Raw genomic sequence first — 21,372 nt, 5'->3', positions numbered from 1 at the left:
CTTCCCTTTTCTTATGTATTTAGTCGTTATTTAAGAGCTTCTTTACCAAAGGTTCCCTCGAAAAGAGATTCTTTTAATGGGCGTCTGCCACTTGGTATTTCCCGTTCTTGCAAATTTTCCGGCAAGGCATCTTTTTCGCCTTGAAAGCCGATTGCAATTACTGCATGAAGTGCATACTCCTCTGGCACATTCAAAACTTGACGAGCTTTTTCTTTATCAAAGCCGCCCATAGCATGGGTAACCAAGCCTTTATTGGCAGCTTCTAGCGCAAGATGACTCCATGCAGTACCAGCGTCAAATGCATGCCACGCATTTTCTCCTCTTTCCGTCTTTGTTTCTGAAATAATAACAGCTAAAGCAGAAGCATGCTTGGCCCAAGTAAGATTTCCTGGCACAATAAAGGAATGAAACTTTTCTAAATCTTCCTGTGTACGAGCAATAACAAATCTCCAAGGCTGCATATTTGAAGCTGAAGGAGCCCAACGTGCTGCTTCAAAGACACTGAATAAAACCTCTTCGGGAATGTCCTTCTCTACAAAAGACCTTGGCGACCAGCGATTAATAAATTGGGGAGATATCTCAAAATCAGGCTTGCGAAAATCGTTTACTGTCATTCCTATTCCTCCTAGCTAATTTTAATAGCTAAAATATACCATATAAAAAGTTTAATAAGAAGTAATCTGTTGTAATTATCAGAAATCATTCCGCCAGAACTAGATAATCTAGGAAGAAATTCTTCCATAGCCCCTATTAACAAATTGAAAAACATGGTAAGATTATCTGCGAGGAAATTGTCGGAGGAAAACTATGTCATTTTTAACTGGTGCTTGGCAGCTATTAAACTTACTAGTGCTGCTTGCTTTAGTTTATGGATTATACAAATTTTTAACATATAGATACAAAAAAGCGAAACGTTAATCTCCTATGGAACTTAAAAAAGGTTTGGTGCGTATAAGCAGCAAACCTTTCAAATTTATCCTTATTTATCAAATAAAGCTTATTATCGTGTTAAAGGAGAGGGAATACAATGGGCAAAACAGTCTTGCTGGTAGTTGACGTTCAAGAGGCATTGATGGCAGAACATCCATATAATGAGCAAAAATTGGTGGAGAATATAAAGCTGCTGATAAGTGCTGCAAGGGATAATAATCAAGAAGTAATCTATGTGCAGCATGAAGACGATCCAGGCGAGGAACTTGAACGAAACACAGATGGGTGGAGAGTCTTTTCTGCCATTGCTCCCATAAATAATGAGAAGAGATTTGGAAAACGTTATAATAGTGCTTTTCTAAAAACCGGATTGACACAGTATTTACAAGACAATGAAACGAGCACGATTGTTTTAGTTGGCCTGCAAACAGAATAATGTATTGATTCGACCTGCAAAAGCGCTTTCGAGCTAGGATTCGAAGTAATCATACCAGAAGAAACGAACAGTACATATGATAATGAGTTTTTATCAGGGGAAAAAACCTATCAATTTTATAACTACAAAATTTGGAATAAGCGGTTTGCGAAAGTTGTTCCAGTGAAAGAAGCAGTCGAACTATTAGCAAGAAGATGATTGTTAGTTTAATAGTACAGCCTAGTAAAAGCAGCTTTCTCACTCTACACCATGTAACTTAAAGGATAGCTGCTCTTTTTTATTCTTCAAGGATCTGCAAAGGATAATATGTACCGAAGAGATTTGTGTTAGGCTCTCGCCTGTCCCATTCATCCTAAGTAGCAGTCTTTCCTTTACGCTCCAATCAATCTCCTTTTTTAATAATCTCCTCTCAGAAGAACGAAAAGGTAAAAATATTCTGACCTTTCTGTTGAAGAAAGAAATTTCTGCTTATATCCTGTATAATGGAAAACGTAAATAACGACGAAAAATTATTATATTGCTTTAATGAGGGGTTAAATTGAAGAAAAGAAGAAAAGTAAGGAAACTGCCGATTCTTATTCTGTTAATAATGATTGTGTATATTGGATACTTAGTGACCGCTAAAACCATTAAACATACGGAACAAACTAGATTAGTGAATTATTTGCCTGATATCATCAATGAATTAGAAAGAAATGACCTCGAACCTGATGAGTTTGCACCTGTTTTGCTTGCGATTATGGATCAGGAAAGTCATGGGAAAGGCACTGACCCGATGCAGTCATCAGAATCTGCGGGCCTGAGCCGAAATGAAATCACCGATCCGACTGAAAGTATTAAACAAGGAGTCTTCCATTTTTCTGAAATGTACAAATATGGAGAGGCAAATGGGGTAGACATTGATACGATTATTCAAAGTTATAATATGGGACCAGGCTATATTGATTACGTTGTCAGCAAGGAGACAAATCACAGTGAGGAAATAGCCAAATCCTACTCTGAATACATGGTAGAAAAATCGCCTGAGCTGTATACTTGCAATAACGATAAACTAAACTTCCGGTACCCTTATTGCTACGGTGATTATACATATGCCGGGAAGGTTACGGCAAAGCTTGAAGATATGAATAAGATTGTAGAGCATCACTCTTAAACTATAGAATAAGAAAATACAGACCAGTGGCATAAATTGCACCTGGTCTTTTTAATTTTTTCTATATTCATGACTGTGTTTGTTGAACGGAGTGAAATAAGATACAGAGTAATCCAAATTAATGATTTCACTGTATTCAAACACTTTACCATTTTCTAAAATTCCTCTATTAATAATCCGCATAGCTGCGCTTCCTTTTTTACAGTTAAGCAGTTCTGCATCTTCTTTCGTAATATTGATCGCATGATATGTTGTGATAAAGTGGGATATGTGATAACCGCATTGCTGAACATAATCATGAACAGAGCTTTTTATCTTTTCTTCATTAAGATCTGGAAAATAGGTAAAAGGAAGAACCGACGTTTCAATCTGCATTTTTTGATAGTCGACAATCCTGACTCGTTTATATTCCCATAATCGTGCATGAGGCAATTGGCGCAAATCAAATATCTTTTCTAATTCTTGATTAGGCTTAATTTTTTTGAAATAGATTATTTCAGAAGTGATTTCGTTGAACTTTTTTTCAGTTAATGAATTATAAATCAAGGGGCTTTTATATTTAGTGTCTGAAACAAAGATACCGGAACCTTGAATAATGGATACACACCCAATATTGACAAGTTTTTTTAACGCTTCTCTAATGGTATATCTTGAAACAGCATATATACTAGAAAGCTCCCGTTCTGTAGGGAGCTTTTGTCCAGCCTTGTATTTATTTTGATATATTTTACTAAGAATATCTTCTGCAATGAAATCTCGTTTTTTCATCATTATACCTCTATGATAAGATTAGTTTCCTCATATTCATGCAGGAGGCTAAGCAATAGATGTAGCTGTTACGGTGTGTGAATGCTGCCGTTTGGAATACGTGATTCTGTCCACTCATGCTTACGGTAGATGACAGGATATTTGCGTGCCAAATCCTCATTAAATTCAACGCCAATCCCATTTCTCTCGATAGGATAGATATAGCCAGCCACTACTTCAACATTTCCTGGGAACATTTTTTTCGTTTCTTCATCAGGTTCCTGTACTTCCTGGATCGCCGCATTATGTAAATGAATATTTAAGTGTGTATTAACAGCAACACCTATTGGAGTCATATCCGAAGGTCCATGCCAAGCTATTCGCACACCAAAATTTTCGCATAAGGCAGCAAGCTTTAATGCAGGTGTGATGCCACCAATTTGGGAGACATGACAACGGATAAAATCGATGTGTCTGTTGACAATCAGATTGCGCCACTCAAGTGGGTTGTTGAACAATTCTCCTGTGGCAATCGGAGTGCTGCATTGACTTCTCAATCGTGCAAGCCATTCATTTTGATCAGGCGGAAGGATATCCTCCAGGAAGTAAGGTTTATATGCCTCTAAGTCCTTCGCAAGCTGCAGGGCATCATTAGGAAAAAGCCTTTCATGCACATCGTGCAGGAAATGAATGGAGAATCCGTATTTTTCCCGCAAGGCGCTAAACATTGCGACAACATCCCTGCGATAGATGTCCTGATCAAAAAATTCCCCTCCGCTAATTTGCGTAGGCAAATGCATCTTATGGTTCTTCCCGCCATATTTGCCGAGCTGGCAGCGAATATGACGATAGCCTTTTTCAATCAGCTTGTCGACTTCACTGAATAGCGCTTCTATCGTTAGGCCGTCCGCATGTGTGTAGGCAGCAATGGCATCCTTAGACTTACCTCCAAATAACTGATAAAGTGGCATATTAGCAAGCTTTCCTTTAATATCCCATAACGCCATATCAATACCTGCAATCGCATTATTGATGACAGGTCCGTTGCGCCAATACGCATTGACCATCATTACTTGCCAAATGTCTTCAATATGATTGGCATCCCGGCCAAGGAGCAATGGTTTTAAATATTCCTCAATAATTGTTTGAACTGCTAATGGGCGCTGTTGAAAAGTCGCACATCCATATCCATAAATTCCTTTATTTGTTACTACTTTCACCACAATAAGATTATGGCGATGCGGGTTAGTGACAAATGATGCAATGTCAGTAATGATTGTCGGTTCCAACTATTAATCTCCTTCTCTCTTCATTTCATTCGTGTCAAATCAAGTCATTTAGTGATTTCATTTAAGCACAGAGCCAATCTAGAAGTCAATTTGGTCAGGTAAGTAATCAGTATAAGTTCATTTACCATACCAATTTGCGGAGACAGGAAGGTTGAAACCCAAGTGAATAAAGGGATTCTCTCTTTTTTTGGTTATTTTTAAACCGTTTTCATAAATGCTGATGCTGTGCTATTATTTGCTTGTCAAATCAAGGCTTCATTTAGCAAGTTTTACTTTGTTCGTTACCTGAATTATGAAAGGATGCAGAATATGAAGGAAAAAGAAGCTGTTAAAAAAATCATAGCCTATGTTGGCGGAAAAGAAAATATAAAGAAGGCCTGGCATTGTATGACGAGACTTCGCTTTGATTTAATAGACCAGTCTATGATAGATCATGAAAATATGAAAAAGATAGACGGAGTAATCGGAGAGCAATTAAAGAGTGATCAGTATCAAGTCATAATCGGAACAAATGTACAATCCTACTATTCTTCTTTAATGGAGGAACTGGAGATGAATGAGAATGATGAAGGGAGCCAATTGAAGGAAGATAAAACGCAAAAAGGCTTATTCGGGAGACTGCTGGACGTAGTTTCTGGTGTTTTTGGACCTATTGTTCCTGCTATAGCAGGTGCAGGTATGATTAAAGGAATTTTGGCAGGCTTACTGGCACTCAATATATTGCCAAAGGAAAGCGAAACAGTAGTCATTCTCGATTTAATTGCCAGCGGTGTCTTTTATTTTCTGCCGTTCTTTTTAGCAGCATCCGCAGCCAAAATATTTAAAACAAATCAATACTTAGCTATAGCAGTAGCAGGCGGTTTTATGTACCCATCCTTGCTTGATGCAGCCAAGCTTGGCGAGGTAAGTCAATTTCAATTTATAGGCTTGCCTATTCCGGTAATTAATTACTCAGGCACTGTTATTCCTATTATTCTTTCTGTTTGGGCGTTAAGTTATATTTATAGATTGGTAGATAAGTTTATGCCGTCTGTTTTGCGCACAGTTTTTACACCAACACTGACATTATTTTTAACTATTCCATTTACACTTATCGCATCAGGTCCGCTGGGCAGTTATGTAGGAAAAGGGCTGGCTTATATGGTAGAACTGCTGTTTGACATCTCTCCAGTATTAGCAGGGGTTGTAATGGGAGGAGCAAGACCAATTGAAATTGTGTTCGGAGTGCATCATGCCATTACTCCGATTGCCTTGCAGAACTTTGCAGATAAGGGCTATGATATGCTGATGCCAATGATGTTTATGACAAATATGGCCATAGCCGGAGCAACCTTCGCGATGTTTTTTAAAGCGAATAATAAGACAGAAAAGTCTATTATATTATCTGCGACAATCTCTGCCATTTTAGGAATAACAGAGCCGGCCTTGTTCGGAGTGCTGATAAAAAACCGTAAGGCATTTATTGCTTGTACAATTGGAAGTACTGTTGCAGCAACATTTTTTGCAGCAATGGGAGTTAGAATTTATGGATATATTCTCTCAAGCATTGTCAGCCTTGTTGCCTATGTTGGTCCATATTTTCCATACGCGATTATAGGCATTATCCTCGCCATCGGAACTGCATTTACTATTGCGTTTATTACAGTTAAAAAGAATTCATATGGAGTGGTCCAAAGAAATAATGCTGCCATAAAAATAGAAGGATGAAGTGGGATAGGAGGGCTTCCACTATGGACCCTCCTAACAAATGTCATCCTAATGCTTCTAATGGGCATCCTTGCCGTATTAAGTTTTTGACTGTGTTTAAGTAGTTCATGACATTCTCATTTTTAGCACTATCTTTAGGATATACCGCCCACATTTCGCGATAAATATAATGTGGATTTCTAAAAGGCAACACGATAATTTCGCCATTCAGTGTGTCTGGATGATTCATTAAGGAAAAATCGTCAAGTACACAAATAGCATGACCATCTTTTACAACCTTTCTGATTAGGAAACTGTTATTGGATGTTACAAACACAGAATTGTCTTCTAGTCCTGTCTTTTTCACTAGTTCTCGATGTGTTGCCGTTTCAAATATAGCGATGCTTTCATTTGTTAAATCAGCTGTGGTCAGAAACTTCTTTGATCGTAAGGAGGAGTTTTTGCCAACTGCAACACAGACATAGCTGCTGTAAAGGGGCTCTATATGGAACAAGTCATCATAAGCATACAGATTTCTGTTTTCTACAATAAAGGCAATGTCGAATGCGCCATTATTTTTAATAATTGTTTCCATAATCTCCTCATGCATTCCCTCTTGTATTTCAACCTTCAGCTCTTTATGTTCTGCCTTCAAAGCCATGAAGGCATTGTAGCCTACATTTCCAAAGGTTGGTGTGAAGGCAATTCGCAATGGAACACTTAAGCTTCCTTGGGCAATGCCTTTTACTCCCTCATACAGCTCTTTAAATTTGCACTGCAGCTCAAATGCCTGCTTTAAAACAATACTCCCTTCTGATGTAGGAATGGTTCCTTTATTAGAACGCTGAAAAATAGTCACTCCAAGTGTTGCCTCTATTTGAAGGATGGATTGGCTGATTGCCGAAGGGGTTATATGCAATTTGTCTGCTGCTTTACGGATAGATTTTTCTTTTGCTACTTCTAATAAATAATCAATTTGTTCCAAATTCATCTTGGTCCTCCTGCTTGTAATAGACAATGGATTTAAGGCTTACTACTGAAGTGATGGATATATAACATTTGCACTATCTCAATAGTACTAAAAAATTTTTTTCTCGTTGTCTCAATTTTAGAACGGGAAGTTTCATGTTAGAGATAACTGACAGAAATATAGAAGATGATGGAATATTTGAGAGTAGAACTAAAAACTAATGATTGGCTTTGTTAGAGCATTAAGCCTCTGTTTTCCTTCCTAAACTAGCTTTGAGAGTAAGTTTTTCTTTACACTGTGTTTAGTTTTCTTACATTTACGCTTCGGTTTTTCTATATTAGACTTCAGTTTGCAGGCACTAGTAAAAAGTTGTGCTTGCATTTACCTATTCAAACTTAAAGGAGGACAGGAGACCGGTTGGTGAAAAAGAACTGCTTGGAAGAACAAATCACCATGATTACACATCAATTTCAACCAATTTATTGCTGTCAGTCAGAACTATATGCAGCTATGCAGCCCAAATAAGTCTTGAGTGACTTTTAGAACAAGTTATCTAAAAGCATCCATACACTATTGAAAACGTTATCTATTTATCAGTATATATCCATCTAATTTCATTCACGAAGGTGTGGAAACACATGAAGCTTATCTGCTGGCCAAGCAGTTAGGAGCAGACTTTTGAAAAGGATATTATTAAGCTTTCATTCATTATTTTAAAAATTATAGGAGGTTACGAATGACTGGTTATTTATTGACTCTTATAGGAGAGGACTTTTTCGCCTTGTCACTGAAAAATATGAAAACATTGTGTTTGACAGATTCCATTCAAGACTCTGAGTTTTTTAATAGAACGATAAAGGATTCTTCCAGGTTTATTGGTTTTACCAAGCTTAAATACACGCCGCTATTAACAATTAATCCTAATCAAGAAGCAGAAGAGCTGCTTACAGGAATCATTGATACAAGTGAACTTTTGTTCCAAAAGAAATCTGATTTATCTTCCTCTTAAAAAACTTGTTGTGTATGATGTTGGCGATCAATATCTTTCATTTGTAATCGACGATGCTATTTATATTGAGTATTTAAAGGAAAATGGTATTAAGAAAACGGCTTTGGACATGCCTTATGGAGCGTTCTGCGAAGGAACAATAGAATTCAATCAGAATCTGTTTACGATTATTAATTTGATAGATTACTATCAGACCATTAGTGAAGGAATATTTTTAATAGTATGAATAATAATGGAAGGTGTGGAAAATGAAAATTTTCAAAAATATAAAAGTTAAAAACAAATTGTTGACACTGTTTGTCACTTTTTTGGTGCCATTAATAGCACTCGGAGTATTCAGTATTGTCACTATAAATAAGATATCAGAAAGTTCTGAGATTATTTTTAAAGAAAACCTTGGGCCGATTAAGTTAATACACGATATGGAAACTAAAAGCTTAATGATTAATATGGAAATTTTTAAGCTGATGCTTGCGAGTGATGATAGCTTGAATGAACAATATATAGATAACTTAAATTTATTGAAAATAGACCAGGAGCAGTTAACAAAACAATTTCCTTCAACCGAATATAATCATACGAAAGAAGTGAATCTTCTATTTGCTGATTATATGAAAGCAAGAGGGGACTTAATTGAAACAAATAACAAGATTATAGAACTGGCAGTTAAAAATAAAAACAAGGAAGCTTATGCTATTTTTTTACAAGAGACAGAATCAATTAGAAAGAAAGTAAACGGTCTGTTGCACGAAATTACCAGCTTATTAGAAGCAGAGTCAGAACAGGCATATCATGATTCCATAAATATGCAAAAAAAGGTAACCATCCTTCTCATTATCACCATTAGCGTATCAGCAATTACCAGCTTTGTGATTGGTCTGTTCATCGTTAAAGCAATAAATGTGCCGATTAGAGAAATTGTCAAGCTTCTAGGAGAAGTCGAAAAAGGTGATTTCACGGTGAAAGGAACGTATGAGGCAAAGGATGAATTAGGCTTTTTAAGCAAGTCATTTAATAACATGATTCAAAATGTAAATAACATAATGATGAAGGTAAAAGTTACGTCTGAGCAGGTGGCTGCGGCAGCAGAACAATTAAGTGCCAGCGCAGAGGAGAATACGAAGGCGAGTGAGTTCATTACCGCTACAATTGTAGATGTCTCGGAAGCAAGCGGAGTACAAGCGAGCAATATGAATCATGTTTCTGTTATCATCGACGATAATGCAGTCATGTCAAAGCGAGTTCTTGCCAATACAGAGGTTATCACAGAAAGCGTCCAAAATGCTGCAGAGGTTTCAGCTGATGGAAGAAAAGTGATTAATAAAGTCAGCGGTCAAATGACACAAATTAATCATACCGTTCATTCTGTGGCTGAATCGTTCAAGGAATTTACAGAAAGATCAAAGGAAATCGGCAATATTAACGATGTGATTACTAGTATTGCTGGCCAAACGAACCTTCTAGCGCTTAATGCTGCGATTGAAGCAGCACGGGCAGGGGAGTCTGGCAAGGGATTTGGTGTAGTCGCCGAGGAAGTAAAAAAGCTGGCAGACGAATCCGCGGCTTCAGCGCAGCAAATCTCCAGGCTTGTCAGCCAAATTCAAAAGGATACAGATTCAACAATGTACATGGTCAATCAGGCTACAAAGGAAGTACAAGAAGGTTTAGTGGTCGTCCAAGAAGTTGGTGTTAATTTTACTAATATTGAAACAATTATTTCTGATGTGACGCCGCAAATAGAGGAAGAAAAGCAGCTAGTCCATAAGTTGCTTGCATCAAACGAACAAGTGCACACATCTGTTGATGAAGTTAAATCACTTGCGGATACAACTGCGACTGGCACGCAAAATGTTACTGCCGCGACAGAAGAACAGCTCGCATCCATGCAGGAAATTGCTTCTTCCTCCACTAGTCTGGCTCAGCTTGCAGAAGAATTAAACAATCTTATTAAGCAATTTAAAATCTAAAACTAAAGTTTGGTGAGAATGTATGAGCAAAAAACCATGGAGAGCGGAAGAAATTAAGCTTCTACAAACATTAGTTGGACAAAGGTCAGTGACTGCAATTGCAAAAGAGCTCGGGCGGACACCAGGAGCAGTTTCCAACAAACTGAGCCGCCTTGGTCTTGGTGCAACAAGGAAGCAGACAGGCATGTTAACGGCAAGAGAACTCGCAAACAAGCTTGGCGTAACGACGAAAACGGTTGTAAGCTGGGAAGAATATGGACTTAAGACAGTTACGAGGGTAACGAGATATAAAAAGCAATTTATTCTCATTAAAATGAAGAATTTTTGGGAATGGGCCGAACAGAATAAAAGCTTAATTGACTTTACGAAGCTGTCAAAAAAAGATTTTTCAACCCTGCCTGAATGGGTGTCTGGCAACATAAAAGCAGCGAGAACAAGTGTCCGCTACCGTCATTGGACAACAAGCGAGCTAAAAAGGCTGCATGTGCTGATTGAAAAGGGATTAACCTATAAACAGATTAGCAAGCTATTAAACAGGTCTGAATCTAGTGTAGAAAAGAGATATTCACGTCTAATTAAGGGCATTAGAAAAAGTGGTTAAAAGGGCTGCCAGCAAGGGCAGCCCTTTTTTAGTTTCCTTTATAATATTTAACAAGCTTGATCTCAATGCCGCTTACCCCATCTTTTTCGAGCCGAGGAGCTGTTCCGCCAATATTAGGTGCATCAATTTCTAAAATGACGGTGTCCATATTCGTTTCGCCATCAGGTTCGCCAACTAATACGGACAGCTTAACCTCAAACCAGCCGTTATATTTGCCTTTTTCTATCTGTTTTTGCATCATGGCAACATCTTCAACCTTAACTGGATTAACGATCATGTCTTTGTCGTATTGATTATGTACGATTCTGATTAATTTTGGTTCAATAATAGAAAATAAGATATCCTCCGCTGTAAAATACCCATCTACTTTTTCAGATTTCTCTTCTGTTTTTGCAGACACAAGGTCACCATTATAAAGGAGTATTGTTAAAAGCAGCAACATGAACATTTTTTTCAATATAATCACCTTCCTAAATAAAATTAAGTACTTGATAAATATTCATATTTCGATAGTTGTAATCCGCTGTCTTCCTGCCATTCTGCATAAAGGACCTCTTTATAATCTTTTATTTGCAGCTGAGATAATTGCAGCTTAAGCCAGTTTTCATCAAAGCCCAGCTCCTGTAAATTTTGCTTGTCCACTTTTCCATCAAGTATGAGTGCATAAGAAAGCTGGACTTTTTGTTCATCAATATGTAAATCCTCTTTTGTGGGTGTGGCGTAACGATGCTTAGGTGCCACACTTATATTACCATCCTGCTCTAAGATGACATACTCCGCCTCATATAAAGAAAAATATCCTTGTTTTCTTAACAGATGCTGCAGTTGATTGAGATCGAGATGATTTTTTTTTAACTTTTTATAGTCTATATGACCTTTATTAATCAATATGGACGGCTTGCCTTCAAAAAAGCTGCGTAAAACAAATGATTTCTGTGTTAAAAACTCAACTATGTAAATAAGCAGTCCCCAGAGCAAAATGCTAAAAATAATTTCCAAAACAGTTGTTCTTTCATCGAATATCGAATCACCTACAAAATTTCCTAATACCATTCCTGTAATGAAATCGAAAGGTGTTATTTGGGAAAATTGTATTTTACCGAGTACTTTTAGCATAAGCAGCAGTGTAATGAAGCCGACACTCAATTCGATTGCTATATCCTTAAACATGTTCTCACCTATTATTCAATATGTTCTAATCAAGTCCAGCATACAAGGAATGCTCAAGAAATATGCCTATTTATCCCTACAAATAGATTGCGACCCAATTTTAAAAATATACATAAAATAACTTGAAAAATGATAATACAAATAAATCTATTCTCAATAATGCAACTAATCTGTAAAGTTACAAAAATATTTTTATTGAAAGCGTTGACATGTAATCGTTCTCATGATAAATTTAACCTATCAAATAACAACTTAATAAAAGTTCCTAGATGGAATGTTACCTTAAGTGGGCATAACCTGAACTGACTAGAACACGCTGTTAATAGTGTGATTTAGTGGGCTCAGGTTTTTTATTTGGCAAAATATAAAAATAGATAAAAGAAGGAAGGGTCAAAAATGAAATATGAGCAGCTGGCAAAAGATATTATTGCTAATGTGGGTGGAAAAGAAAACGTTTCCAATGTAGTCCATTGTATTACACGCCTTCGCTTTAAGCTGAAGGATGAAGGCAAGGCAAATACAGAGGTTCTAAAAAATATGGATGATGTTGTCACAGTGATGAAAAGCGGCGGGCAATATCAAGTAGTTATCGGAAACCATGTACCAGATGTATACAAAGCTGTAGTCACAGTAGGTGGATTTCAAGGTCAAGAGCAAGTTGATGAAGAGGAAGGACCAAAAGGTTCCCTATTCAGCCGCTTTATTGATATGATTTCAAGCATCTTTACACCAGTCCTTGGCGTTTTAGCTGCATCAGGGATGATCAAAGGCTTTAATGCACTATTTGTCGCACTTGGTTGGCTGACAAACACATCCGGCACGTATCAAATCTTAAATGCAGCTGGTGATGCTCTGTTTTATTTCTTGCCAATCTTCTTAGGTTATACAGCAATCAAAAAGTTCGGCGGTACACCATTCATCGGTATGGCAATCGGAGCCGCATTAGTGTATCCGACCCTTTCAACTCTAACTACAGGTGACCCGCTTTACACAGTATTTGCAGGAACCATGTTTGAATCACCAATTTATGTAACATTTTTAGGAATTCCAGTGATTTTAATGTCTTATTCATCATCGGTTATACCAATTATTTTGTCTACATTCTTTGCAGCAAAAGTGGAAAAATGGCTTCGTTCCTTTATTCCAGATGTTATTAAAACATTCGTAGTGCCATTATTAACATTATTAATTGTCATTCCAATAACATTTATGGTTATCGGCCCAATTGCAACATGGGCAAGCAGTTTGATCGGTGCAGGTTCATTATTCATTTATAACTTAAGTCCATTAATTGCAGGGGTTTTGCTTGGCGGACTATGGCAAGTAATCGTTATTTTCGGTCTTCACTGGGGCTTAGTGCCAATTGCGATCAACAATGTGGCGACAATGGGCTTCGATACAATTCTTGCAACAGTATTTGCAGCATCCTTTGCACAAATAGGTGCAGTTCTTGCCATCTTAATTAAAACGAAAGATAAAAAATTGAAATCATTGAGCATTCCAGCATTTATTTCCGGCGTATTCGGTGTAACAGAGCCTGCTATTTATGGTATTACATTGCCATTGAAAAAACCATTTATCATCAGCTGTATTGGTGCTGCTGCAGGTGGAGCTGTTCTAGGATTCGCTAATGTAAAGGGTTACATTATTGGCGGTCTTGGGATATTCGGAATACCAACTTACATCAGTCCTGATGGGCTTGGTATGGATCTATGGGGTGCATTAATCGCAATTGTTGTGGCATTCGTAGTTGCTTTCATTTTAACATACTTGTTTGGCGGAATCGGTAAAGAACAGAAAAACAGCTCAAATTCAGAAGTGAAAGCAGCTTCTAATGAAGTAGCAGCTGCGGTTGTACAGCATGAAGTAATTACAAGTCCTTTAAACGGAGAAGTGAAATTATTATCTGAAGTAGAAGATGCAGCATTTTCAACTGGTGCATTAGGTCATGGCTTAGCAATTGAACCGACTGAAGGAAAGCTGTATGCACCAGTATCTGGTACAGTTTCAGCTCTTTTCCCGACAAATCATGCAATAGGAATTACAACAGATTCTGGTGCTGACATTTTAATTCATATCGGAATGGATACTGTTCAGTTTGAAGGAAAGCATTTCAGAGCACATACAGTACAAGGGGAATATGTCGAGAAAGGTCAGCTGTTGATTGAGTTTGACATGGAAGAAATCCGTAAAGCTGGCAAGCTGTTAACAACTCCTGTTGTTGTGACGAACTACAAGGATTTCAACATGGAGCTGACGAATAAAAAACAAGTCACTACAGTGGATGAGTTATTGAAACTAGATGTAAAATAAAAGGAAAAGACTGGTTAAGTAAGGAAGGAATCAGCTCCTTACTTAACCAGCGTTAAATATGAAGGAGGAGAAATATTTTGGCATTTCAAAAAGGATTTTTATGGGGCGGCGCGATCGCTGCAAACCAAGCTGAAGGAGCATATCTTGCTGATGGAAAGGGATTAACAACAGTTGATCTTTTGCCGACGGGTCAAAAAAGATTTGACATTATGATGGGTAATCTGACTTCTTATGAACCAATTGAGGGTGAGTTCTATCCATCACATGAAGCAATTGACTTTTATAACCGTTATAAAGAGGATATTGCCTTATTTGCCGAAATGGGCTTCAAGGCATTGCGTTTATCGATTTCTTGGGCAAGGATTTTCCCAAATGGTGACGATGCCGAACCGAATGAGGCTGGCTTGAAATTTTATGATAATTTGTTTGATGAGTTGAACAAGCATGGCATTGAACCAGTTGTGACAATCGCTCATTTCGATGTACCTGTTAACTTGGTGGAGAATTACGGCAGCTGGAGAAACCGCAAGCTTGTCGGGTTCTTTGAAAAATATGCAACAACTTTGTTCAACCGCTATAAAGATAAAGTAAAGTACTGGATGACCTTTAATGAAATCAACATGCTACTTCACTTGCCGTTTGTTGGAGCTGGCCTTGTGTTTAAAGAGGGTGAGGATAAGTTGCAGGTGAAATACCAGGCAGCACATCATCAGCTTGTGGCAAGTGCACTTGCTGTGAAAGCTTGCCATGACATTATTCCAGATGCAAAAATCGGCTGTATGCTTGCTGCAGGACAGACATATCCTTACAGCTGCAACCCAGACGATGTTCTTGACGCAATGGAGAAAGACCGTGATTCGTTCTTCTTTATTGATATTCAGTCCCGCGGTAAATATCCAGGCTATGCGAAAAAATTCATTAAAGACAATAATATTACGATTGAAATGGAAGCAGAAGATGAAGAGATTCTGCTTAACAATACAGTAGATTATATCGGTTTCAGCTATTATGCGAGCAGAACAACAAGCACAGACCCAGAAATCAATAAGACTACTTCAGGAAATGTGTTCGGTTCCATTGAAAATCCGTTTCTCCAAAAGTCAGAATGGGGCTGGACAATTGATCCTAAAGGCTTCCGCATTACAGCTAATCAATTATATGACCGCTACCAAAAACCGTTGTTTGTTGTGGAAAATGGCTTAGGAGCTATTGATGTTCCCACAGATAATGGGGAAGTTTCGGATGACCACCGCATCGATTATTTAAGTCAGCATTTAAAAGAGCTGTCTCAAGCAATAGATGAAGGTGTGGAAGTGCTTGGCTATACTAGCTGGGGACCAATCGACCTTGTAAGTGCATCAACAGGAGAAATGAAAAAGCGTTATGGCTATATTTATGTGGACAAGGATAATGACGGAAACGGCACGCTTGCCAGATCACGGAAAAAGAGTTTTGACTGGTATAAAGAGGTTATCGCTGCAAACGGTGAAAATCTATAATCAGCATCATTTTAGGAAAGCAGAAGGTTGCTTTCCTTCTTTTGAATTTTCGAAAAATAGTCCTTTTAGATCACTTTTTCTATTATAATAAAGAGAAACATACGATATTAAACGAATAGGTGGTTACATGAAAATAACCAGAGTATTTAATAATAATGTCATTAGTGTACTTGATGACAAGCAGGAAGAGCTCATCATTATTGGAAAGGGGCTCGCTTGGCAGAAGAAGCCAGGAGATATCGTGGATGAAGAAAAAATTGAAAAGATTTTTGAGCTGAAGAATAAAGATATATCGCAAAAGTTCAAGACCCTTCTTTATGAAGTCCCCATTGAATATATGGAAGTGACAGAAGAAATCATTAAGCTTGCTAAAGACAGGCTCGGCAGAAGCTTTACTGACAGTTTTTATATTTCCTTAACAGATCATATTCACTTCGCTGTTGATAGAATAGAAAAAGGACATATCATTACGAATGCTTTATTATGGGAAATCAAACGATTTTACAAAGATGAGTTCACAATTGGTAAGGAAGCTTTGCAGCTCGTAAAACAAAAGCTGGGAGTAGATTTGCCGGAAGATGAAGCTGGCTTTATTGCAATGCATATTGTCAATGCTGGTTTAAGTGAGGAAATGCCTAATATTGCTAACATAACAAAGGTCATTCAGGATATTATGAATATTGTTAAATATCATTATAAAATGGAATTTGATGAAGAATCGCTGAACTATTTCCGGTTTCTCACCCATTTGAAGTTTTTTGCACAACGGCTGTACAGTAAAACATACTTGGCGGATGATGATTCATTTTTATATGATGCTTTTAAACAGAAACATCCAGGAAGTGTTGAATGTACAGAAAAAATCTCAGAATATATAAAGAAACAGTTCGACTACGATATTACAAACAATGAAAAGCTGTATTTAGCTATTCATGTTCAAAGGCTAGTTAGTCGATAGCAAAAGGAAGGCTTTTTTTAGCCTTCCTTTTTTGTATACTCTTATTTATCCACGCATCGCACTATATCTTTTAAAGCGGAAATGGTAAGTGAATGTGACGATAATAATTAAAACAGTAAGCACTGTATAAATATTACTGTAGTTTAAACTGTCTTGTGCTTGAAGGAGCGGATTCAGCTGAACTGAAAAGCTGCCTTTTTCGAGCGCTTTGCTCATTAATGTAGTGAAAAGAGCACCAGAGATAAAATTCGTCATCATTAAAATCCCCATTCCGACACCAACGTCTGCTTTTACGAGTGTGCCTGATACAGTATTGGACAAGGCAATTTGCATAAAGGTTTGCCCGATACAAGCAAACATTAGTACAAACATAATAATATACGGTGACAAGCCTGCCACAATGGAAAGGATGCTGTAGCCGACAAAGAAACCGAGCAGAGCGATATAAGTAAGAACATGATTCCCTTTTAAATCAGCAAGTTTTCCGCCGCTTCGCCCTAAACTTGCTGCAAGTAAGGCACTCGGAAACATATACAAGCCGCTCAAAATCGGTGACAGTCCATTAACATCCTGCAGCAGCAACGGTGTCAAGTAGGGAATTCCGAAGCCGATTCCTGAACAAAGTCCAGAAATGACAATTCCTAAGGAGAACTGTTTATTTTTGAATAAAGAAAGCTGTACAAATGGGTCTCTTGCTGATTGAATCCGCCATAGAAACAGCATAAAAAATAAACCACATAAAGCAGCATACCAAATGGAGCTTTGTGTTATAGCCAGCAGCAGAAAAGCGAGTGTTCCAGCAAGGAAGGCAGCACCGACCAAATCTATTTTTCCATATCTCTGCTGTTGTTCTTCTTGTAAGTATTTGCGGAAAAACGGCAAGGTAACAAGAGACAGCAAGGAGACAATAAATAAATAATGCCAATTAAAGAAGCTAGTCACACAGCCAGCTACAATTGGACCGATCGCCGTTCCTAACGCCATGCCAGCAGATGTTAAACCTAATACTCGTCCTCGATTTTCACTATTGAAGTAGCGAGTGGGAATAATCATTGACACAGTTGGCATGACAGATGCTCCCATCGCTTGCAGACAGCGGCCTGCAACAAGCAAAGGAAAGCTGCTTGCTGCAAAACCGAGAATGCTCCCTGCTGCAAAAGTGCATAAACCAAAGGTTAGCAATGTTTTTAGCATATATTTGTCAGCCAGCTTTCCATAAATGACAGACCCGATTGCATAAATAATAATGTAAGCTGTCACAATCCAGCCTGCCTCTGTTGGCAGCAGATTGAACTCTCTAGTAATAGAAGGAATGGCCATGTTGAACATAGTGGAATTCATGACAGAAATAACTAATGCAAAAACAAGAACTGTTACCAGCCTGTCTATACCTTGTTTTTCTTTATTTGCAGCGACAACCATTTTTCTTCTCCTTTTAATCGTTTATTAGCTATTTATTTTGGTTTGTTGACCACTTTTAGATCAAGAACATCTAAGTTTTCGATAACCCGGTCGAAACGAAGCGGCATCGCCTCACTTGGGAAGGTGTAATGCTCAAAATCGTCGCCAAGAATGCGGAAAAATGGTTCAAATAAACCAGAAGCGAGCAAGCCGACCATCTTAGTATAGTGAGAGTCTAGGCGATAGGAGTGAACGGTGCCTGCTGGAACATGAAGGAAATCTCCTGGAAGCATCTCAATCTCTTGGCCGTCAGCCCACATCGTCATCTTCCCTTCAAGGCAGAAGAATGTTTCCGTATGATGTTCATGATAATGTTCAACAATCCTGTCACCAGCAGGCCCGTCTGAAGCAACAATAATAAATTGGCCATCTGTATTTTTTTGTGATGCAATAATGCGATGAAGCTGATCTCCTGTCAAAAGACGGTCTCCTTCACCTGAGTAGATAACATAAGGAATTGCGCTGTCAGGCAGGCTCGTGACACTTGCTACTTCTGAAGTTATCTCAGGCTGTTTTTTTAACTGTATATCTGTATGTAAAGTAGCATCCAGCAAAACTTCAGTTGGGATGTCACTATTAACATTTGGCGGATATTCAGGTTGGTTGTAGGGTTTACCAATAATTCGGTAAAGCTCTGCGATTTCACCATTGGCAGTATAAGAGACAAATCTTGTTCTGTGGGCTTTCATAACATAGCTGTGCTCAGTTCCAGCAGGTATGTGGGCATAGTCGCCAACTGTAAGCAAATACTTGATGCCATCAAGCTTTATTTCCAGTCTGCCGCTTAAAATCAATATTCCTTCATGTGTGTTTTCATGGATATGAGAAGGAAAGGAATCCTCTTTACCTCCAGTAATCATCACCATCCCAAAAATATTATCTGTACTAGGTGAATCTGCCATTATGGTGGCAACTTGTCTGCCGAAGAGACGATGTTCCCCAGCACCGCTTCTTAGTAAATAAGGTTTTTTTTCTGTTGGTAGTCCTGTTTCTTTTAATAAGTTCATGCTTTTATCTCCTTTGTAATTGACTAGACCGGTCTGTCTAGTATCATAATACAAAGGGATAAAAAATTCTACCCTTTGTTGTTAAAAATTTGTGGAATAATTTCACTGATGGCCAGCAATGGTGCTTTGTCCTTACGGGTTATCGACTGCATAATCCCCCCGCCGATCATGGAATTAATCAGCATGCCCATCTTTAATGCATAATCTTGGTTGTATCCGTTTTGCACTAGTTTAGCAGCAATAATTCTTTCCCATTTTGCAAATGCCTCAACGCATGCAAGACGCAACGGCTCACTAATAAGTGCCGTTTCACTTGCCAGCAATCCGATCGGAATTCCTTCAATATGTTCAGGTGATTCAAATTGACTTGAAGTATCGGCAATAAACGCTTGAATTGCTTCAATAGGGTCATTTATTTCATCCATAATCGTTTGCAGCTTTCTTTCAATGTAACTGCTTGTATAGTGGACGGCTTCGATTGCCAATGATTCCTTTCCTTGAGGAAAGTGGTGGTAAATAGAACCTTTTGGCAGTCCGCTTTCACTGATAATTTGATTCATGCCTGTCGCATGGTAACCTTGCAGCTGAAAAAGCCGAGAAGCTGTTTGCAGTATTTTGTCACGGGAATTTAATTTCGTCTCCATCATTATTTTCCTCTCCTTCAATTGTGAGAATAGTCCTACCTAACTATAGAAAATAGATAAGCTATTGTCAAAGAAGCAATTCTCCATTTAAAGCTATTTCTGAGTTTTATAAAAAAAAAATGTACCTAAACCGCTGGTTATTTCAGTCGGCTTAAGGTACATAAACATGTTAGTTATTCAAGAATATTTTTTTCTAAAATCACACGTTTACGGTAATCAGCAGGAGTTGTATGATAATACTCTTTAAATTTTTTATAAAAATGATTGAAATTAGTGTAGCCTGCTTCGTCAGCAATCCGATTTATTTGCATTTGTGTGTTTTCGAGGAGAAGCTTTGCTTGACGGAGGCGAAGCTCTTGCACCATTTCACTGAATGTTTTACCGATATTTTCTTTCAGCAGCCTGCTCAAATAATTAGGATGGAAGTGAAAATGCTTCGCAACCTCCTTTAAGCTTGTTGTTAAATAATGCTCTTCAATATATTGGAGTATATCAACAATGGCAATACTTGAGACATCTTCTGCCAACGTCTTCGGTTGTTGTTTAGACATTCTCATAAGTTCTGTAAACAATAAGACGATATGGCAGCTGAGTACCTCTTGGCCGCCAATATCAGGATTGTAATATTCTAATAATCCAGCATCTACACAATTTCTAATTTTTTCATTTCCTGATGAAGGAAAGTAAAGGTAACGGCCTTTCATTTTCGGTTTGTAGATGGCATCAATCACAAATTTAGAAATGAGATCATTCTCAGTCAAACGGGCAAGAATATTATGATTGAAATAAGTTTTGCGGAGGAGAATATTAATAATGACGGTGTCTTTATCTGCCTTTTGGATGGTATGCATGACATCTGTATCCAATATCGTCAAGTCGCCTTCCTTCATCACAACTGTCTCTCCATTAATCCATTGTGTAAATCCGCCAATATAGGCATAGCTTATTTCTAGAAAGTCATGCTTATGTACTTTAATATCGACATAACGGGGATGTTTCATGATGGTAATCTTGTCTGTCTTGTTCATTAAAGAATCTGCTGACAGAACTGCATCCTCAGCACTCTGTGAAGCTGAATTTAGACTGGATAAAATCTCATGCAGATCATCCGTTCCAGATGCCAAGGCAAATGCCTCAATTTCATTTTCTGAAAGCAATTTTTCCCTCAAATTATTAACCAACATAGCCTCACCATACCCTTGTCTTTAAATAACTGCTTTTTTAGGATAATGATTTAAATAAGTAAAACTAACACTATGATAATGATATAAAATGATTATGACACCGCTTACAAGTTTTTAGCAAGCGTTTTATTTAATAATTACTGTTTTTTTAAAATGGCTGTAAACAATTAGGGGGAGAAGCAATAAATATAAGCAGTTTTTTGCAGAGAATTTAAGGCGCAGACAGAAAAAAGCCGGCAGCAAAGTGCCAGCTTTTATGATGACGTCCCTGGAGGGAATCGAACCCACGACACACAGCTTAGGAGGCTGCCGCTCTATCCTACTGAGCTACAGAGACATGAAATATGC

21 protein-coding genes and 1 tRNA gene are annotated in these 21,372 nt (G+C 37.9%); 11 read left to right on the top strand and 11 right to left on the bottom strand.

The window, feature by feature from the left end:
- Nucleotides 1-26 precede the first annotated feature (26 nt).
- The gene (locus MKX82_RS11680) at nt 27-614 is read right to left on the bottom strand and encodes a nitroreductase family protein (RefSeq protein WP_341077338.1); all 588 of its coding nucleotides are present in this window, start codon (nt 612-614) and stop codon (nt 27-29) included.
- Nucleotides 615-1,027: 413 nt separating this feature from the next.
- Here MKX82_RS11680 and MKX82_RS11675 point away from each other — a divergent pair, with 413 nt between their 5' ends.
- Complete coding sequence (locus tag MKX82_RS11675; RefSeq protein ID WP_341077336.1) at nt 1,028-1,366, top strand: isochorismatase family protein; 339 nt, start codon at nt 1,028-1,030, stop codon at nt 1,364-1,366.
- Nucleotides 1,367-1,904: 538 nt separating this feature from the next.
- Nucleotides 1,905-2,519 carry a lysozyme family protein gene (locus tag MKX82_RS11670; protein ID WP_282581393.1) on the top strand — a complete coding sequence of 205 codons (615 nt, stop codon included), beginning with the start codon at nt 1,905-1,907 and terminating at the stop codon, nt 2,517-2,519.
- Nucleotides 2,520-2,570: 51 nt separating this feature from the next.
- Here the strand turns inward: MKX82_RS11670 and MKX82_RS11665 are convergent, their stop codons facing one another.
- Nucleotides 2,571-3,290 carry a GntR family transcriptional regulator gene (locus MKX82_RS11665; protein ID WP_233313548.1) on the bottom strand — a complete coding sequence of 240 codons (720 nt, stop codon included), beginning with the start codon at nt 3,288-3,290 and terminating at the stop codon, nt 2,571-2,573.
- A gap of 65 nt (nt 3,291-3,355) precedes the next feature.
- Nucleotides 3,356-4,555 (bottom strand): enolase C-terminal domain-like protein, encoded by a 1,200-nt coding sequence (locus MKX82_RS11660; RefSeq protein ID WP_341077332.1) that lies wholly within the window; start codon nt 4,553-4,555, stop codon nt 3,356-3,358.
- Nucleotides 4,556-4,864: 309 nt separating this feature from the next.
- On the opposite strand from MKX82_RS11660, the gene MKX82_RS11655 reads away from it, so the two are divergent.
- Nucleotides 4,865-6,262, top strand: coding sequence for a PTS transporter subunit EIIC (locus tag MKX82_RS11655; protein ID WP_341077329.1), 1,398 nt, complete (start codon nt 4,865-4,867; stop codon nt 6,260-6,262).
- Between the two features lie 43 nt (nt 6,263-6,305).
- Here MKX82_RS11655 and MKX82_RS11650 read toward each other — a convergent pair whose 3' ends face one another.
- Nucleotides 6,306-7,232 carry a LysR family transcriptional regulator gene (locus MKX82_RS11650; protein WP_341077326.1) on the bottom strand — a complete coding sequence of 309 codons (927 nt, stop codon included), beginning with the start codon at nt 7,230-7,232 and terminating at the stop codon, nt 6,306-6,308.
- Nucleotides 7,233-7,582: 350 nt separating this feature from the next.
- Here MKX82_RS11650 and MKX82_RS11645 point away from each other — a divergent pair, with 350 nt between their 5' ends.
- The 5 genes from MKX82_RS11645 to MKX82_RS11625 all read left to right on the top strand — a co-directional run bounded on the left by MKX82_RS11645 (nt 7,583) and on the right by MKX82_RS11625 (nt 10,788).
- Nucleotides 7,583-7,747 (top strand): hypothetical protein, encoded by a 165-nt coding sequence (locus MKX82_RS11645; protein WP_341077324.1) that lies wholly within the window; start codon nt 7,583-7,585, stop codon nt 7,745-7,747.
- A gap of 200 nt (nt 7,748-7,947) precedes the next feature.
- Nucleotides 7,948-8,220 carry a hypothetical protein gene (locus tag MKX82_RS11640; protein WP_233313552.1) on the top strand — a complete coding sequence of 91 codons (273 nt, stop codon included), beginning with the start codon at nt 7,948-7,950 and terminating at the stop codon, nt 8,218-8,220.
- Nucleotides 8,168-8,446: a hypothetical protein gene (locus MKX82_RS11635; RefSeq protein WP_341077320.1), complete on the top strand. Its 279-nt coding sequence runs from the start codon at nt 8,168-8,170 to the stop codon at nt 8,444-8,446. Before MKX82_RS11640 ends, MKX82_RS11635 begins: the two co-directional genes overlap by 53 nt.
- A 22-nt stretch (nt 8,447-8,468) precedes the next feature.
- A complete protein-coding gene (locus tag MKX82_RS11630; RefSeq protein WP_341077317.1) occupies nt 8,469-10,187 on the top strand; it encodes a methyl-accepting chemotaxis protein in 1,719 nt (572 codons plus the stop codon).
- Nucleotides 10,188-10,209: 22 nt separating this feature from the next.
- Nucleotides 10,210-10,788 carry a DNA-binding protein gene (locus MKX82_RS11625; protein WP_341077315.1) on the top strand — a complete coding sequence of 193 codons (579 nt, stop codon included), beginning with the start codon at nt 10,210-10,212 and terminating at the stop codon, nt 10,786-10,788.
- 28 nt (nt 10,789-10,816) lie between these two features.
- Here the strand turns inward: MKX82_RS11625 and MKX82_RS11620 are convergent, their stop codons facing one another.
- Both MKX82_RS11620 and MKX82_RS11615 read right to left on the bottom strand, forming a co-directional pair.
- Complete coding sequence (locus tag MKX82_RS11620; RefSeq protein ID WP_233313555.1) at nt 10,817-11,245, bottom strand: hypothetical protein; 429 nt, start codon at nt 11,243-11,245, stop codon at nt 10,817-10,819.
- Between the two features lie 23 nt (nt 11,246-11,268).
- A complete protein-coding gene (locus MKX82_RS11615) occupies nt 11,269-11,958 on the bottom strand; it encodes a DUF421 domain-containing protein (RefSeq protein ID WP_341077311.1) in 690 nt (229 codons plus the stop codon).
- 396 nt (nt 11,959-12,354) lie between these two features.
- Between MKX82_RS11615 and MKX82_RS11610 the strand changes: the two genes are divergently transcribed.
- From MKX82_RS11610 to licT, 3 genes are all read left to right on the top strand, one after another.
- On the top strand, nt 12,355-14,271 hold the full coding sequence (locus tag MKX82_RS11610; RefSeq protein ID WP_341077310.1) for a beta-glucoside-specific PTS transporter subunit IIABC: 1,917 nt from the start codon (nt 12,355-12,357) through the stop codon (nt 14,269-14,271).
- Between the two features lie 77 nt (nt 14,272-14,348).
- Nucleotides 14,349-15,770: a 6-phospho-beta-glucosidase gene (locus MKX82_RS11605; protein WP_341077308.1), complete on the top strand. Its 1,422-nt coding sequence runs from the start codon at nt 14,349-14,351 to the stop codon at nt 15,768-15,770.
- A 127-nt stretch (nt 15,771-15,897) separates the two neighbouring features.
- Complete coding sequence (gene licT, locus MKX82_RS11600; RefSeq protein WP_233313558.1) at nt 15,898-16,728, top strand: BglG family transcription antiterminator LicT; 831 nt, start codon at nt 15,898-15,900, stop codon at nt 16,726-16,728.
- 45 nt (nt 16,729-16,773) lie between these two features.
- On the opposite strand, the gene MKX82_RS11595 is transcribed toward licT, so the two are convergent.
- From MKX82_RS11595 to MKX82_RS11575, 5 genes are all read right to left on the bottom strand, one after another.
- Nucleotides 16,774-18,150 carry an MFS transporter gene (locus MKX82_RS11595; RefSeq protein ID WP_341077304.1) on the bottom strand — a complete coding sequence of 459 codons (1,377 nt, stop codon included), beginning with the start codon at nt 18,148-18,150 and terminating at the stop codon, nt 16,774-16,776.
- Between the two features lie 32 nt (nt 18,151-18,182).
- Entirely contained in the window at nt 18,183-19,196 is a 1,014-nt protein-coding gene (locus tag MKX82_RS11590; RefSeq protein WP_341077301.1) for a quercetin 2,3-dioxygenase, read from the bottom strand.
- A gap of 68 nt (nt 19,197-19,264) precedes the next feature.
- Complete coding sequence (locus MKX82_RS11585) at nt 19,265-19,840, bottom strand: TetR/AcrR family transcriptional regulator (protein WP_233314735.1); 576 nt, start codon at nt 19,838-19,840, stop codon at nt 19,265-19,267.
- Between the two features lie 173 nt (nt 19,841-20,013).
- Nucleotides 20,014-21,024 (bottom strand): AraC family transcriptional regulator, encoded by a 1,011-nt coding sequence (locus tag MKX82_RS11580; RefSeq protein ID WP_251645492.1) that lies wholly within the window; start codon nt 21,022-21,024, stop codon nt 20,014-20,016.
- Nucleotides 21,025-21,287: 263 nt separating this feature from the next.
- Nucleotides 21,288-21,361 (bottom strand) — tRNA-Arg (locus MKX82_RS11575).
- Nucleotides 21,362-21,372 lie beyond the last annotated feature (11 nt).

It is taken from the genome of Niallia sp. FSL R7-0271 (assembly GCF_038005785.1).
Classification (GTDB): domain Bacteria; phylum Bacillota; class Bacilli; order Bacillales; family Cytobacillaceae; genus Niallia.
This window is presented reverse-complemented; position numbering and strand designations above follow the sequence as displayed.

Coding starts and splice junctions, on each gene's coding strand:
- MKX82_RS11655 (WP_341077329.1), top strand. CDS start 4,865: ATGAAGGAAAAAGAAGCTGTTAAAAAAATCATAGCCTATGTTGGCGGA.
- licT (WP_233313558.1), top strand. CDS start 15,898: ATGAAAATAACCAGAGTATTTAATAATAATGTCATTAGTGTACTTGAT.
- MKX82_RS11630 (WP_341077317.1), top strand. CDS start 8,469: ATGAAAATTTTCAAAAATATAAAAGTTAAAAACAAATTGTTGACACTG.
- MKX82_RS11595 (WP_341077304.1), bottom strand. CDS start 18,150: ATGGTTGTCGCTGCAAATAAAGAAAAACAAGGTATAGACAGGCTGGTA.
- MKX82_RS11640 (WP_233313552.1), top strand. CDS start 7,948: ATGACTGGTTATTTATTGACTCTTATAGGAGAGGACTTTTTCGCCTTG.
- MKX82_RS11675 (WP_341077336.1), top strand. CDS start 1,028: ATGGGCAAAACAGTCTTGCTGGTAGTTGACGTTCAAGAGGCATTGATG.
- MKX82_RS11580 (WP_251645492.1), bottom strand. CDS start 21,024: ATGTTGGTTAATAATTTGAGGGAAAAATTGCTTTCAGAAAATGAAATT.
- MKX82_RS11585 (WP_233314735.1), bottom strand. CDS start 19,840: ATGGAGACGAAATTAAATTCCCGTGACAAAATACTGCAAACAGCTTCT.
- MKX82_RS11680 (WP_341077338.1), bottom strand. CDS start 614: ATGACAGTAAACGATTTTCGCAAGCCTGATTTTGAGATATCTCCCCAA.
- MKX82_RS11615 (WP_341077311.1), bottom strand. CDS start 11,958: ATGTTTAAGGATATAGCAATCGAATTGAGTGTCGGCTTCATTACACTG.
- MKX82_RS11650 (WP_341077326.1), bottom strand. CDS start 7,232: ATGAATTTGGAACAAATTGATTATTTATTAGAAGTAGCAAAAGAAAAA.
- MKX82_RS11625 (WP_341077315.1), top strand. CDS start 10,210: ATGAGCAAAAAACCATGGAGAGCGGAAGAAATTAAGCTTCTACAAACA.
- MKX82_RS11665 (WP_233313548.1), bottom strand. CDS start 3,290: ATGATGAAAAAACGAGATTTCATTGCAGAAGATATTCTTAGTAAAATA.
- MKX82_RS11610 (WP_341077310.1), top strand. CDS start 12,355: ATGAAATATGAGCAGCTGGCAAAAGATATTATTGCTAATGTGGGTGGA.
- MKX82_RS11590 (WP_341077301.1), bottom strand. CDS start 19,196: ATGAACTTATTAAAAGAAACAGGACTACCAACAGAAAAAAAACCTTAT.